The organism is Pseudomonas sp. G5001, from assembly GCF_013385475.1.
Lineage (GTDB): Bacteria > Pseudomonadota > Gammaproteobacteria > Pseudomonadales > Pseudomonadaceae > Aquipseudomonas.
Genome location: NZ_JACAPZ010000029.1, coordinates 207,118 through 220,377 on the forward strand (window position 1 = coordinate 207,118; position 13,260 = coordinate 220,377).

The following is a 13,260-nucleotide window of genomic DNA, read 5'->3' on the forward strand; positions in this document are numbered from 1 at the left end:
TTACAGGCGCGGCCTGCGCTGTGAAGCCCGAAAACATTGAAAGGCGACTGAAAGGTTAGTGAAAGCTTCGCCCTTTAGCATCCAGCCACGGTGGGTTTCGCCTGCCGAGCTATTTCACCCATAGCGCCCGAAAAACGCCTCGAAGCGTTTTCGCCAAAATAAGAACAATAACGGAGTACACCCACGATGCTGCGCACACAGCCGCCTGCTCGTTCTTCTCGTATCACCCAGACCGCCCTTGCCAGTGCCGCCGCCCTCGCCGGCTTTTCGCCCGCAGGCCAGGCCGCCTTTTTCGAGGACAGCACCGCCACCCTCGAAACCCGCAACATGTACTTCAACCGCGACTTTCGCGACGGCACCAGCGCACAACAATCCAAGCGCGACGAGTGGGCCCAGGGCTTCATGCTCAACCTGCAGTCGGGCTATACCGACGGTACCGTCGGCTTCGGCGTGGATGCGCTGGGCATGCTCGGGGTCAAGCTCGACTCCAGCCCCGACCGCACCGGCACCGGGCTGTTGCCGACCCACGACGACGGCCGCGCCGCCAACGAATATTCCAAACTCGGCCTGACCGGCAAAGTGAAGATCTCCGCCACCGAGCTGAAGATCGGCGCGCTGATCCCCGAATTGCCGATCCTCAAGCCCAACGACGGGCGCATCCTGCCGCAGACGTTTGACGGCGGCCTGCTCAGTTCCAGGGAATTCAAGAACCTGGTGTTCACCGGCGGCCGCCTGAACAAGGCCAAGGACCGCGACGACACCAACTACGAAGACATCGGCCTCAACAACAAGAACAGCCGCTTCCTCAGCGGCGCCACCGGCAAGCATTTCGACTTCGGCGGCGTGGACTACAAGTTCGCCGACAAGATCACCGGCAGCTACCACTTCGCCCAACTCGACGACGTGTACCGCCAGCATTTCCTCGGCCTCGTGGCCTCGCGCCCGATGGGCCCCGGCACCTTCGGCGCCGACCTGCGCCTGGCCGTCAGTGACGACACCGGCGCGGCGCGCGGCGGCAAGATCGACAACACCTCCCTCAACGGCCTCTTCAGCTATGCCCTCAATGGCCATAAGCTCAGCGCCGGTTACCAGCACATGTCCGGCGACAGCGCCTTTCCCTACGTGGACGGTAGCGATCCTTACCTTGTCAACTTCGTGCAGATCAACGACTTTGCCGGCGCCGAAGAACGCTCCTGGCAGGCTCGCTACGACTACGACTTCGCCAAGCTGGGGATTCCCGGCCTGAGTTTCATGAGCCGTTACCTGTCGGGTGACAACATCAAGCTCAAGAACGGCGAGACCGGCAAGGAGTGGGAACGCAACAGTGAGATCCGCTACGTGGTGCAAAGCGGCACGTTCAAGGACGTGGCCGTGCGTCTGCGCAATGCCACCTACCGTTCCAACTATTCGGCCCGTGATGCGGATGAAGTGCGCCTGCTGGTGAGCTACAGCGTCGCACTCTGGTAACAGCAACCTCATAACAACAATGATGGAGATGAACATGACCCTTTCACTGCGTAAATTTGCCCTGACGGCCAGCTGCATGCTGTTCGCCAGCCAACTGCTGGCCGCCGAGCCCAAGCGCCCGGAGTGCATCGCCCCGGCGTCCCCTGGCGGTGGTTTCGACCTGACCTGCAAACTGGCGCAGAGCGCGCTGGTCAACGAGAAACTGTTGAGCAAGCCGATGCGCGTGACCTACATGCCCGGCGGCGTGGGCGCGGTGGCCTACAACGCCGTCGTGGCGCAGCGTCCGGCCGACGCCGGCACGCTGGTGGCGTGGTCCAGCGGCTCGCTGTTGAACCTGGCCCAGGGCAAATTTGGCCGCTTCGATGAAAGCGCCGTGCGCTGGCTCGCGGCCGTCGGCACCAGCTACGGTGCCATCGCGGTGAAAAACGATTCGCCCTACAAAAACCTCGACGATCTGGTCAAGGCCCTGAAGAAAGATCCGGGCAGCGTGGTCATCGGTTCCGGCGGCACCGTCGGCAGCCAGGACTGGATGCAAACCGCCCTGATCGCCAAGGCCGCCGGCATCAACCCGCGTGACCTGCGCTACGTGGCACTGGAAGGCGGCGGCGAGATCGCCACCGCCCTGCTAGGCGGCCATATCCAGGTAGGCAGTACCGACATCTCCGACTCCATGCCGCACATCCTCAGTGGTGACATGCGCCTGCTGGCGGTGTTCTCCGACGAACGCCTGGACGAGCCGGAAATGAAGAACATCCCGACCGCCAAGGAACAAGGCTACGACATCGTCTGGCCGGTGGTGCGTGGCTTCTACCTCGGGCCAAAAGTCAGCGACGAAGACTATGCCTGGTGGAAAGACGCCTTCGACAAACTGCTGGCTTCCGAAGAGTTCGCCAAGCTGCGTGACCAGCGCGAGCTGTTCCCGTTCGCCATGACCGGCCCGGAGCTGGACACCTACGTGAAGAAACAGGTGGCTGACTACAAAGTGCTGGCCAAAGAGTTCGGCCTGATCCAGTAATCGCCCCTCTGTGGGAGCGGGCTTGCTCGCGAAAAACTTCAACGATGACGCGTGCTGCCTGTATAAACGCGACGTCCTGGCGTTCTTCGTGAGCAAGCTCGCGCCTACAAGAGTCTCCAAGGAGTTTCCCATGCTCTTACAACGCATTTTCGCCTCAGTGATGTTGCTGGTCTGTGCCGGCCTCGCACTGATGGCCTGGCCATATCAGGCGTCGTTTTCCTACGAGCCGGTAGGGCCTCGGGCCTACCCGCTGCTGATGCTCGGGCTGATGGGCCTGGGCCTGATCTACATGCTGTTTCGTCCACAGCCCACCAAGCACACAGAAGAAGAGCCCGCGCTGGACCGCCAGACCCTGATCAAGATCGGCATCTGCGTCGGGTTGCTGCTGGTGTTTGCCGGCACATTCGAACCCTTGGGTTTCATCCTCAGCAGCATGCTGATCGGCATTCCGATGGCGCGCCTGTATGGCGGCCGCTGGATGCCCAGCGTGGTGATCGTGACCTTGATGAGCATCGGTCTTTACCTGCTGTTCGACAAGGCCATGGATGTACCGCTGCCGCTCGGCCTGCTTGAAGTTCTGGAGAACTGATATGGATACGTTCAGCTATTTGGGCCAGGGCTTCGGCGTTGCACTGACCCCTTACAACCTGATCACCGCACTGTGCGGCACCTTGATCGGCACCGTGGTCGGCCTGTTGCCGGGCCTTGGGCCGATCAACGGCGTAGCGCTGTTGATCCCCATCGCATTTGCCCTGGGGCTGCCGCCTGAGTCGGCCTTGATCCTGTTGGCGGCCGTGTACCTGGGCTGCGAATACGGCGGGCGCATCAGCTCGATCCTGTTGAACATCCCGGGTGAAGCTTCCACCGTGATGACCACCCTCGACGGCTACCCGATGGCTCGCAAAGGCCTGGCGGGCGTGGCGTTGTCGCTGTCGGCGTGGAGTTCGTTCATCGGTGCGTTTATCGCCACCTGCGGCATGGTGCTGTTCGCCCCGCTGCTGGCCAAATGGGCGATTGCCTTCGGCCCGGCGGAATATTTCGTACTGATGGTGTTTGCCATCGTCTGCCTGGGCGGCATGGCCGGTGACAAGCCCCTGAAGACCTTTGTCGCGGCATTGATCGGCCTGTTTCTGTCAGCAGTGGGTATCGATGCCAACAGCGGCGTATACCGCTTCACCGGCGATAACATCCACCTGACCGACGGCATCCAGTTCGTGGTGCTTGTATTGGGCCTGTTCTCCATCAGCGAGATCCTGTTGCTGCTGGAAAAAACCCACCGTGGCCAGGAAGCCGTGAAAGCCACCGGACGCATGATGTTCAACCTGAAGGAAGCTTGCGCGGTATTCGTCGTGAATATTCGCTGCGGCCTGCTGGGTTTCATCATGGGCGTATTGCCGGGCGCGGGTGCCACACTGGCCTCGGCCGTGGCCTACATGACCGAAAAACGCCTGGCCGGTGCCAGCGGTAAATTCGGCCAGGGCGACATGCGCGGCCTGGCGGCTCCGGAAACCGCGATCGGCGCTTCCGCCTGCGGCGCCCTGGTGCCGATGCTGACCCTCGGCGTACCCGGCTCGGGCACCACGGCGGTGATGATCGGCGCCCTGTCGCTGTACAACATCACCCCCGGCCCGCTGCTGTTCCAACAGCAACCGGACATCGTCTGGGGCCTGATCGCCTCGTTGTTTATCGCCAACATCATGCTGGTGATCCTCAACATCCCGATGATCCGCATCTTCACCCGCATCCTTGCCGTGCCGAACTGGGCACTGGTGCCGGTGATCGCCATCATCACTGCGATCGGTGTGTACGCGGTTCACGCCACCACCTTCGACCTGTTCCTGATGGTCGGCATCGGCATCTTCGGCTACATCCTGCGCAAGCTGGATTTCCCGCTCTCGCCGGTGCTGCTGGGCTTTATCCTCGGCGGGTTGATGGAGCAGAACCTGCGTCGTGCGCTGTCGATTTCCAACGGCGAATTGCAGATCCTCTGGTCGAGCCCGATCACCTTCGGCGTGTGGGTACTGACGGCCTTGATGCTGTTGTTCCCGCTCCTGCGCATCTGGCGCAAGCGTTCCCTGCAGCGTCGTGCCGTGGCCGATGTCTGAGGCCACGTTCAGAAACTGGTGGGCAACACCGCTGGTCGGTCTGCTGGGCGGGTATCTCGCCAGCCAGATCGGCTGGCCACTGCCGTACATGGTCGGCTCGTTGCTGGCGATCATCCTGGTGCGCTGCCTGACACCCTGGCAGCTCGCGGAAATTCCCGGTGGCCGCAAATGCGGCCAATGGGTGGTGGGCATCGGCATCGGCCTGCACTTCACCCCGGTGGTGATCGAGCAGGTGATGAGCCACTTCGGCCTGATCTTCTTCGGCGCGCTGGTCACCAGCCTCTCCAGCATTGTGGGCGTGTGGTTGATGCGCCGCAGCGGTGAAGACCGTGCCACGGCGTTTTTCTCGAGCATGCCGGGTGGGTCGGGGGAGATGGTCAACCTCGGCGCACGCAATGGCGCAGTGCTCAGCCGCGTCGCGGCGGGCCAGAGTTTGCGGGTATTGGTGGTGGTGCTCTGTGTGCCGGCGGCGTTCAAGTATTTGCTGGGGGAAGGTGCCCCGCAGTTTCATCCGGCGACGGTGGATTGGACCTGGCTGGCGCTGCTGTTTCCCGTCGGCGCCCTGGTGGCCTGGGGCTGGCAACGCTTGCGTCAGCCAAACCCCTGGCTGTTCGGGCCGCTGCTGGTCAGTGCCGCCGCCAGCATTACCTGGGACTTGCACATCGGGCTGCCCGACGGCGGCAGCCAGATCGGCCAGTGGCTGATCGGCAGTGGCCTGGGCTGCCACTTCAACCGGCAGTTCTTCCGGCGCGCGCCGTTGTTCATGGGACGTACGTTGATCGGTACGGCGTTGACTATGTTGATTGCGACGCTGGCGGCTGTGGGCTTGAGTGCACTCACACATCTGGACCTGCGTTCGCTGACACTGGGCATGATGCCAGGCGGAATTGCGGAAATGAGCCTGACGGCGGAAACCCTGCAATTGTCGGTGCCGTTGGTGACGGCGATGCAGGTGATGCGTTTGTTGTTTGTGCTGTTTCTGGCGGAGCCGTTGTTTCGGCACTGGAACCGGCAGCCAGACAAAATCTGAAGCCCAAGAGACGTTCAATTGTAGGAGCTGTCGAGCTTTAGCGAGACAGCTCCTACATTGGAGCTATGTCAAACCGGCGGCAATCGCCACTCGATCGGCGTCTCGCCATTCTGCTCAAGAAACTTGTTGGTGCGGCTGAAATGCCCGCAGCCAATAAACCCTCTATAGGCCGACAACGGCGACGGATGCACCGACGTCAGCACCAGGTGCTTGGTAGCGTCGATCAGCTTCTGCTTGCCCTGCGCATGGGCGCCCCACAGCAAGAACACCAAGTGCGGCTGATGCTCGCTCACCACTTCAATAATCCGATCGGTAAAGAACTGCCAGCCCTTGCCCGCATGGGCGTTGGCATTCGCGCGCTCCACGGTCATGGTGGTGTTGATCATCAGCACGCCCTGGTCGGCCCAGCTTTGCAGGTAGCCGTGGTTGGGAATGTCGATGTTCAGGTCACGCTTGAGTTCTTTGTAGATATTGACCAGCGACGGCGGTGCCGGCACGCCCGGTTGCACCGAGAAGCAAAGGCCATGGGCTTGGCCCGGGCCGTGGTAGGGGTCCTGGCCGAGGATTACCACCTTGACCTTGTCCAGCGGCGTTGAGTTGAGCGCGTTGAAGATCATCGGGCCCGGCGGGTAGATTTCCTTGCCGGCCGCGTGCTCCTGGCGCAGGAATTCCCGCAGCTGGGCCATGTACGGCTGGTCGAACTCGTCACGCAGGGCGTGTTTCCAGCTGGGTTCGAGTTTGATACGGTCGTCGGTGGTCATGGTTACGCTGTCTAGTCAAAAGAATGAGGCGAACCCTAGGAAAGCCGACCTTGCTTGTCAATTGATCTGACGCAGATACCGCACTTTCCTGCGAAGCGATCATACTGAACCTTCACTTTCTCGATTGAGGTCATGATGAACCTGCACTTCGAAGAGCTGATTGGCACCGGCGGCGCCCGCGTTGGCATCGCCAGCCTGGACGCGGAAAAATCCCTCAATGCCTTGTCGTTGCCGATGATCCTGGCTCTGAGCGAACGCCTGGACGCCTGGGCCAAAGACCCGCAAATCGTCTGCGTGCTGCTGCGCGGCAATGGCCCCAAGGCCTTTTGCGCCGGTGGCGAAGTGCGCAGCCTGGCCCAGGCCTGCCGTGAACATCCCGGCGAAGTACCGGCGCTGGCCGCGCAATTTTTCGCCGCGGAGTACCGCCTCGACTACCGCCTGCACACCTATCCCAAACCGCTGATCTGCTGGGGCCACGGCTATGTGCTGGGCGGTGGCATGGGCTTGCTGCAAAGCGCCGCCGTGCGCATCGTCACGCCAAGCAGCCGCCTGGCCATGCCGGAAATCAGCATCGGCCTGTACCCGGACGTGGGCGCCAGTTGGTTCCTGTCTCGCCTGCCCGGCAAGTTGGGGTTGTTCCTCGGCCTGACCGGCGCCCATATGAATGGCCGCGACGCCCTGGACCTGGGCCTGGCCGACCGCTTCCTGCTGGATGAACAACAAGACGAACTGCTTGAAGGCCTCCTGCAACTGAACTGGCAGGAACAGACCGACATGCAGCTCAACAGCCTGCTCAAGGCCCTGGCCCAGGAAGCCACCGGCCAGTTGCCCGAAGCCCAATGGCTGCCGCGCCGTGGGCAGATCGACGAGTGGCTGGACGTGGGGGATGTGCGCTGTGCGTGGCGAGCCTTGAGCCAGTTACGCGATCACACCGACCCGCTGCTCCGCCGCGCAGGCAAGACCCTGAACGAAGGCTGCCCGCTGACCGCGCACCTGGTGTGGGAACAGATCCAGCGCGCGCGGCACCTGTCCCTGGCCCAGGTGTTCCAGATGGAATACACCTTGAGCCTGAACTGCTGCCGTCACCCGGAATTCAGCGAAGGTGTGCGGGCGCGGTTGATCGACAAGGACCAGCAGCCACACTGGCACTGGCCGGACATCAACTTGATCCCCGAGGCCGTGGTGCAGGCGCACTTCCACAAGGTCTGGGAAGGGCGGCATCCGCTGGCGGACCTGTCTGACTATTGAGCGCCCGTCGGCGCTTTTTTGCCCTCGAACGTGAAGGCACAATTATCGGGTTGGTGGTCGTCGCACTGGAAAATCTGTTGCCCGAAAGCATCGGTACCCGGTACCCAATGCGTGGTATCTGCCAGCGACATTGAGCCCCCGGCTTGAGCCGTGCCGTACCTCAGGGTGACTGTCTTACCCCTCAGGGTTTTATAAATGCACTTTTCCAGATAGCCATGCTTGCGCTCGTCCTGCTCGCTTGGAGTAAAAAGCGCGCCGACAAAGGTTTCCACGAATTCCCCGCCGCTCATTGCCTGGCTTATCCATGGCGAGTCGCTGTCAGTTCCCTGAAAGTGACCGTCAACGTAGCGTACAACACTCGGGTAAGGACAGGATTGCGCTGCTGCCAACGTACTGACGCCAAGAAAAGCAAAAAATAACAGGTAGAGCGGGCTGACGTTCATGTCATGGGTTCCATCAGTCGATGCTGGAAGCGATACGCCAAACAGGCGACTGCTCCCAATTAACTACAGGCGTAACCCACAGGATAGCTGTCAAATATGACAGTGCCGACCAACGGTAAACAAAAACGGCGCCTGAGCGCCGTTTTTCCAATTATTCCTATCAGCGATGACCGCCGCCACGGCCTCCACCCTGACCACCACCCTGGCCATGTCCGCCACCATTACCCCAGTGACTGTTGCCCCAACCCTGGTTTGGGTAAGGCCGATAACCCGCGCGCGGCCCCGCAGGATAATAGCGCGGCGCCGGCTGGTAATAACGCGGCGACGGGTAATAACGCTGCGGTGGCGGATAGTAACCCTGGCGGTAATGGTAATACGGGCCGCCGCCGTAGTAATACGCCGGCGCGGGCGCCGTGTAGACCTCGGAACCGTAGTAGGCCTGGCCGCCACCGTAATAAGGCGCGCACGCAGAAAGGGTCAAGCCGAGCAAAGCGATGAGAAGCAGTCGACGATACATGGCGGCCTCCTGGACCGCGGAAGAGCACACCCAGCGACGCTGGGGGGCGGCAAACAGCTTTCACTGCCTGACGAAATATCTGACATCAAAAACGGAATCTGGTGCGATTTAGACATAGATTGATACATCTGCCGGTCGCCTCATTGCAGTGCAACCCCGCACCACCACGACGCATATTCACCGCACGTTGCGCCCCCCTCCTCGCGCCAACCCACGCCATTACTGCACCCGTGCCACTTGGCACGACTCTCGCTTTACCTCTCCCGTGCAGGAGTCATCACAGGTTCGCGGCACCACAATTTGCAATGGCTGACTAGGGTTCCGGCTCGCTAAGGCGAGTGGCTGGTCCGAGAGTCGGCGACCTCCAGTTGAGGTTACACGGCGGGATAAAAGCCCGGGAGACAAGCCACCGTTCACGGTGCCGCGTTGCTCCTGCTCGCCCTTGATCAACTGGAGAAGCATCCATGCCCCCGATACGTTTACCCGCCCTGCTCGCCGCCGCCTTCGCCGCCGTGGTGAGTTTTTCCGCCCAAGCCGCCCCCAAAGACCATTTCAGCGTGTGCTGGACGATCTATGCCGGCTGGATGCCGTGGGAATACGCCGGCAGCCAAGGCATCCTCGACAAGTGGGCCAAGAAGTACGGCATCAAGATCGACATGGTGCAGCTCAATGACTACGTCGAATCCATCAACCAGTACACCGCCGGCCAGTTCGACGGCTGCACCATGACCAACATGGACGCCCTGACCATTCCCGCCGCCGGCGGCGTGGACAGCACCGCGCTGGTGGTCAGCGACTTCTCCAATGGCAACGATGGCGTGGTCATCAAAGGTGAAGGCAAGACAGTCGCCGACCTCAAGGGCATGAACGTCAACCTGGTGGAACTTTCCGTGTCCCACTACCTGCTGGCCCGCGCCCTGGAGTCGGCCAACCTCAGCGAAAAAGACCTGAAAGTGGTCAACACCTCCGACGCCGACATCGCCGCCGCCTTCAACACCGACCAGGTCAAGGCCGTCACCACCTGGAACCCGATGCTCTCGGAGATCAAGGCCAAGCCCGGTGTCACCGAAGTGTTCGACTCCAGCAAAGTGCCCGGCGAAATCATGGACATGATGGTGGTCAACACCCAGACCCTCAAGGACAACCCCAAGCTGGGCAAAGCGTTGACCGGCGCCTGGTTTGAAGTGGTGGCGCTGATGAACGCGAAAAACGCCGCCAGCACCGACGCCCTGGAGCACATGGCCAAGGCCTCCGGCACCGACCTCAAGGGCTTCCAGTCGCAACTGGACACCACCAAGCTGTTCGCCACGCCCAAGGAAGCCCTGGCCTTTGCCACCAGCGCGCAGTTGCCCGCCACCATGGGCAAGGTCGCCGAGTTCTCGTTTAAACACGGCCTGCTGGGTGAAGGTGCCAAGGATACCAACGCCGTGGGCATGAGCTTCGCCAATGGCGTGACCCGCGGCGACACCGCCAACCTCAAGCTGCATTTCGACCCCAGCTACGTACAGATGGCCGCCGACGGCACGCTGTAAGAGGACCCGGCCATGCGCCTGATCAACCGTCACCCGGAACGCTCCAGTCGCCTGCTGTTGGTGCTGCTGCCCTTCGCCCTGCTGCTGTTCGCCTACTTCGTGGGCTCGGCCGAGCGCCTGGCAGACAACCCCAACGACAAGCTGCTGCCCAGCGCCGCACAAATGGGCGACGCAGTGAAACGCCTGGCCTTCAGCGCCGACACTCGCACCGGTGAATACGTGCTGTGGCAAGACAGCGCCTCAAGCCTGCGCCGCCTGGCGATCGGCCTGGGCATCAGCGCCCTCGCCGGCCTGTGCCTGGGCATTGCAGCCGGCACCTTGCCGCTGTTTGGCGCACCGTTGTCCCCCTTGCTGACGGTGCTGTCGATGGTGCCGCCGCTGGCGATCCTGCCGATCCTGTTCATCGTGTTCGGGCTGGGGGAATTGTCGAAAGTGATGCTGATCGTGATCGGTATCACCCCGGCCCTGGCGCGGGACCTGGAACAGCGGGCACGGGAAATTCCCGTGGAGTTGCTGGTGAAGGCACAGACCCTCGGCGCCTCCACCTGGACCCTGATGCTGCGGGTGGTGCTGCCGCAATTGCTGCCACGCTTGCTGATCTCCCTGCGCCTGATGCTCGGCTCGGCGTGGCTGTTCCTGATTGCAGCCGAAGCCATCGCCTCCACCGACGGTTTGGGTTACCGGATCTTCCTGGTGCGCCGCTACCTGGCGATGGACGTGATCCTGCCCTACGTGGTGTGGATCACCCTGCTGGCCTGGCTGATGGACTGGGGCCTCAAGGCCCTGACGCGGCGCGCGTTCCCCTGGTACGAAGGAGCGCGGGCATGAGTTTTATCAGCGTCAACAATGTGTGGCAGCGCTATGGCGACCAGGTGGTATTGGAGCGCCTGAACCTGCACGTGGCCGAAGGCGAATTCTGCACCCTGGTCGGCACCTCCGGTTGCGGCAAATCGACCTTCCTGCGCCTGCTGCTGGGGCAGGAAACCGCCAGCCGTGGCGAGATCCTGCTGGACGGTAAACCGCTCGCCGCCGAACCCGATGCCAGCCGTGGCGTGGTGTTCCAGCGCTACTCGGTGTTCCCGCATCTGACGGTGCTGGACAACGTTGCGCTGGGCCTTGAGTTGCCGCGTTCAGCGTTGCTCGGCCGCCTGTTCGGCAGCGCGAAAAAACAGGCCCGGGAACAGGCCGCAGCGCTGCTGCATAAAGTCGGTTTGGGCCATGCCCTGGACAAGTACCCGGCGCAGCTTTCCGGCGGTATGCAGCAGCGGCTGGCCATCGCCCAGGCGCTGATCATGAAGCCCCGCGTGTTGCTGCTGGACGAACCCTTCGGCGCCCTCGACCCGGGCATTCGCAAAGACATGCACCTGCTGTTGCTGGAGCTGTGGCGCGAAACCAGGCTGACGGTGTTCATGGTCACCCACGACCTGAGTGAAGGCTTCAGCCTCGGCACCCGCTTGCTGGTATTCGACAAGGTGCGCCTCGACCCACACGCCCCCGGCGCCTACGGCGCCCGCATCACCTACGACATCCCTTTGAACAGCGAGCGCCGCAAGGCGATCGCCGCCGAACTTGGAGCCACTTCCAAATGACCGACTCAACTCAATTGTTCCCACCTTTTGCCGAGGAAATGCTCCCCGGCGGCGGCCACCGTTCCTTTGTGCTCAAGCGCGGCCAACTGCTGCGCCTCACCGACATTCGCGGCGGCGCCAACGTCAGCCTGACCCTGCTCAATGCCAATGAAAAAACCGAGCGCCTGAACCTGCCCGACAGCCTCAAATGCCAACACACCGCCAAGCTCACCAACGGCCATTGCCTGTACTCGGACATGGGCCGCGTGCTGGCTGCCATCACCGCCGACACCTGCGGCTGGAGTGACAGTATCGGCGGCGTGTCATGCGCCTCCGAGGTCGCGGAAAAATACGGCAAAGGCCGCTATCAAGAGCTGCGCAACGGCTTCTACCGCAACGGCACCGACAACCTGCTGGTGGAACTGGGCAAGTGGGGCCTGGGGCTGTCCGACCTGCTGATGACCCTCAGCCTGTTCAGCAAAGTCACGGTAGATGAAGCTGGCAGCCTGCACTTTGTCCCCGGTCACTCCAAGGCCGGCGACTACATCGAACTCTACGCACCGATGGACACACTGGTGGTGCTCACCGCGCTGCAACATCCCATGGACCCCAACCCCGAGTACGCGCCGCAGCCGCTGAAACTCAGCTGGATGAACGCCGACCCAAGCGTCGCCGAACACTGCCGTACCTCGCGCCCGGAAAACGAGCGCGGCTTTATCAACACCGACCGTCTGTTCGCCTGAGGACCTGCCATGTCTATCGCACTCGCCAAACAACCGGACGCGGCCGTGTACCGCGCGACCATTCCCGCCGGCGAACCCTGGCTGATGGAAGTCAAGGCCGGCCAGACCCTGCGCATCCTCGACCTTGAGGGCAACCAGGCGGTCGACACGCTGTTCTACAGCCTGAAAAACCCCAGGGAACGCTACGACGTGCAGCGCACCCTGCGTCGGCAAAACAGCGTGTACCTGAGCACCGGCAGCGTGCTGTATTCCAACCTCGGCCAGCCGATGCTGACCATCGTCGACGACACCTGCGGACGCCACGACACCCTTGGCGGCGCCTGCGCCCAAGAGAGCAACACCGTGCGCTACGCCCTGGAAAAACGCTACATGCACAGCTGCCGCGACAACTACCTGCGGGCCTGCGCCCACGATGGCCGGCTGGGTAAAAGCGACATCGGGCCGAACATCAATTTCTTCATGAACGTGCCGGTGACCGCCGATGGCGGGTTGACCTTCGAGGACGGGATTTCCGCCCCCGGCAAGTATGTCGACCTGCGGGCCGAGATGGACGTGATCGTGCTGATCTCCAACTGCCCGCAACTGAACAACCCGTGCAACGGCTACAACCCAACCCCTGCGGAGTTACTGGTATGGAACTGAAGATCAAGCGGTTGCGCCAGTGGTTGTTCGCCCTGTGCCAGGCTCGCGCCGGGCAGTGCCTGCGAAAACGCTGAAGATCACCTGTGGGAGCGAGATTGTGTGGGAGCGGGCTTGCTCGCGAAAGCGGCGTATCAGGCGACTGATGTATTGACTGAACCACCGCATTCGCGAGCAAGCCCGCTCCCACAC

General features: G+C 62.2%; 14 protein-coding genes and 1 riboswitch. Of the genes, 11 read left to right on the forward strand and 3 right to left on the reverse strand.

Annotated elements, in window-relative coordinates:
* Window positions 1-186: 186 nt before the first annotated feature.
* From HX805_RS23400 to HX805_RS23420, 5 genes are all read left to right on the forward strand, one after another.
* Window positions 187-1,467 carry an OprD family porin gene (locus HX805_RS23400; RefSeq protein ID WP_177046260.1) on the forward strand — a complete coding sequence of 427 codons (1,281 nt, stop codon included), beginning with the start codon at window positions 187-189 and terminating at the stop codon, window positions 1,465-1,467.
* A 28-nt stretch (window positions 1,468-1,495) separates the two neighbouring features.
* Window positions 1,496-2,482 carry a tripartite tricarboxylate transporter substrate binding protein gene (locus HX805_RS23405; protein WP_166742143.1) on the forward strand — a complete coding sequence of 329 codons (987 nt, stop codon included), beginning with the start codon at window positions 1,496-1,498 and terminating at the stop codon, window positions 2,480-2,482.
* A gap of 130 nt (window positions 2,483-2,612) precedes the next feature.
* Window positions 2,613-3,071, forward strand: a complete 459-nt coding sequence (locus HX805_RS23410; protein WP_008437838.1) for a tripartite tricarboxylate transporter TctB family protein — start codon at window positions 2,613-2,615, stop codon at window positions 3,069-3,071.
* A gap of 1 nt (window position 3,072) precedes the next feature.
* Window positions 3,073-4,587: a tripartite tricarboxylate transporter permease gene (locus HX805_RS23415; protein WP_087692609.1), complete on the forward strand. Its 1,515-nt coding sequence runs from the start codon at window positions 3,073-3,075 to the stop codon at window positions 4,585-4,587.
* Window positions 4,580-5,617, forward strand: a complete 1,038-nt coding sequence (locus tag HX805_RS23420; RefSeq protein WP_003212018.1) for an AbrB family transcriptional regulator — start codon at window positions 4,580-4,582, stop codon at window positions 5,615-5,617. Before HX805_RS23415 ends, HX805_RS23420 begins: the two co-directional genes overlap by 8 nt.
* Before the next feature lie 68 nt (window positions 5,618-5,685).
* On the opposite strand, the gene ung is transcribed toward HX805_RS23420, so the two are convergent.
* The gene (gene ung / locus HX805_RS23425) at window positions 5,686-6,378 is read right to left on the reverse strand and encodes a uracil-DNA glycosylase (protein WP_003212020.1); all 693 of its coding nucleotides are present in this window, start codon (window positions 6,376-6,378) and stop codon (window positions 5,686-5,688) included.
* A gap of 135 nt (window positions 6,379-6,513) precedes the next feature.
* On the opposite strand from ung, the gene HX805_RS23430 reads away from it, so the two are divergent.
* On the forward strand, window positions 6,514-7,626 hold the full coding sequence (locus HX805_RS23430) for an enoyl-CoA hydratase/isomerase family protein (RefSeq protein ID WP_177028564.1): 1,113 nt from the start codon (window positions 6,514-6,516) through the stop codon (window positions 7,624-7,626).
* On the opposite strand, the gene HX805_RS23435 is transcribed toward HX805_RS23430, so the two are convergent.
* Window positions 7,620-8,069, reverse strand: coding sequence for a DUF3757 domain-containing protein (locus HX805_RS23435; protein WP_177066746.1), 450 nt, complete (start codon window positions 8,067-8,069; stop codon window positions 7,620-7,622). The two genes, HX805_RS23430 and HX805_RS23435, sit on opposite strands and share 7 nt — an antisense overlap.
* Before the next feature lie 160 nt (window positions 8,070-8,229).
* Window positions 8,230-8,586, reverse strand: coding sequence for a hypothetical protein (locus HX805_RS23440; RefSeq protein WP_003212026.1), 357 nt, complete (start codon window positions 8,584-8,586; stop codon window positions 8,230-8,232).
* 302 nt (window positions 8,587-8,888) lie between these two features.
* Window positions 8,889-8,989: riboswitch (guanidine-I (ykkC/yxkD leader) on the forward strand.
* Window positions 8,990-9,050: 61 nt separating this feature from the next.
* Between HX805_RS23440 and HX805_RS23445 the strand changes: the two genes are divergently transcribed.
* Genes HX805_RS23445 through HX805_RS23465 form a run of 5 tightly spaced genes read left to right on the forward strand, consistent with a single transcriptional unit; the run spans window position 9,051 to window position 13,071 of the window.
* The gene (locus HX805_RS23445) at window positions 9,051-10,118 is read left to right on the forward strand and encodes a putative urea ABC transporter substrate-binding protein (RefSeq protein ID WP_177117334.1); all 1,068 of its coding nucleotides are present in this window, start codon (window positions 9,051-9,053) and stop codon (window positions 10,116-10,118) included.
* A gap of 12 nt (window positions 10,119-10,130) precedes the next feature.
* The gene (locus HX805_RS23450) at window positions 10,131-10,946 is read left to right on the forward strand and encodes an ABC transporter permease (protein WP_003212030.1); all 816 of its coding nucleotides are present in this window, start codon (window positions 10,131-10,133) and stop codon (window positions 10,944-10,946) included.
* On the forward strand, window positions 10,943-11,707 hold the full coding sequence (locus HX805_RS23455) for an ABC transporter ATP-binding protein (protein ID WP_177080181.1): 765 nt from the start codon (window positions 10,943-10,945) through the stop codon (window positions 11,705-11,707). Before HX805_RS23450 ends, HX805_RS23455 begins: the two co-directional genes overlap by 4 nt.
* Window positions 11,704-12,429: an urea amidolyase associated protein UAAP1 gene (locus tag HX805_RS23460; RefSeq protein ID WP_177080182.1), complete on the forward strand. Its 726-nt coding sequence runs from the start codon at window positions 11,704-11,706 to the stop codon at window positions 12,427-12,429. The genes HX805_RS23455 and HX805_RS23460 overlap by 4 nt, the downstream gene beginning before the upstream one ends.
* Window positions 12,430-12,438: 9 nt before the next feature.
* The gene (locus HX805_RS23465; protein WP_003212037.1) at window positions 12,439-13,071 is read left to right on the forward strand and encodes an urea amidolyase associated protein UAAP2; all 633 of its coding nucleotides are present in this window, start codon (window positions 12,439-12,441) and stop codon (window positions 13,069-13,071) included.
* Window positions 13,072-13,260: the final 189 nt, after the last annotated feature.

Excerpts from the sequence above, each read along its gene's own strand:
- HX805_RS23460 (WP_177080182.1), top strand. The coding sequence starts at position 11,704 with ATGACCGACTCAACTCAATTGTTCCCACCTTTTGCCGAGGAAATGCTC.
- ung (WP_003212020.1), bottom strand. The coding sequence starts at position 6,378 with ATGACCACCGACGACCGTATCAAACTCGAACCCAGCTGGAAACACGCC.
- HX805_RS23430 (WP_177028564.1), top strand. The coding sequence starts at position 6,514 with ATGAACCTGCACTTCGAAGAGCTGATTGGCACCGGCGGCGCCCGCGTT.
- HX805_RS23400 (WP_177046260.1), top strand. The coding sequence starts at position 187 with ATGCTGCGCACACAGCCGCCTGCTCGTTCTTCTCGTATCACCCAGACC.
- HX805_RS23445 (WP_177117334.1), top strand. The coding sequence starts at position 9,051 with ATGCCCCCGATACGTTTACCCGCCCTGCTCGCCGCCGCCTTCGCCGCC.
- HX805_RS23455 (WP_177080181.1), top strand. The coding sequence starts at position 10,943 with ATGAGTTTTATCAGCGTCAACAATGTGTGGCAGCGCTATGGCGACCAG.
- HX805_RS23450 (WP_003212030.1), top strand. The coding sequence starts at position 10,131 with ATGCGCCTGATCAACCGTCACCCGGAACGCTCCAGTCGCCTGCTGTTG.
- HX805_RS23410 (WP_008437838.1), top strand. The coding sequence starts at position 2,613 with ATGCTCTTACAACGCATTTTCGCCTCAGTGATGTTGCTGGTCTGTGCC.
- HX805_RS23420 (WP_003212018.1), top strand. The coding sequence starts at position 4,580 with ATGTCTGAGGCCACGTTCAGAAACTGGTGGGCAACACCGCTGGTCGGT.
- HX805_RS23405 (WP_166742143.1), top strand. The coding sequence starts at position 1,496 with ATGAACATGACCCTTTCACTGCGTAAATTTGCCCTGACGGCCAGCTGC.
- HX805_RS23415 (WP_087692609.1), top strand. The coding sequence starts at position 3,073 with ATGGATACGTTCAGCTATTTGGGCCAGGGCTTCGGCGTTGCACTGACC.
- HX805_RS23465 (WP_003212037.1), top strand. The coding sequence starts at position 12,439 with ATGTCTATCGCACTCGCCAAACAACCGGACGCGGCCGTGTACCGCGCG.
- HX805_RS23440 (WP_003212026.1), bottom strand. The coding sequence starts at position 8,586 with ATGTATCGTCGACTGCTTCTCATCGCTTTGCTCGGCTTGACCCTTTCT.
- HX805_RS23435 (WP_177066746.1), bottom strand. The coding sequence starts at position 8,069 with ATGAACGTCAGCCCGCTCTACCTGTTATTTTTTGCTTTTCTTGGCGTC.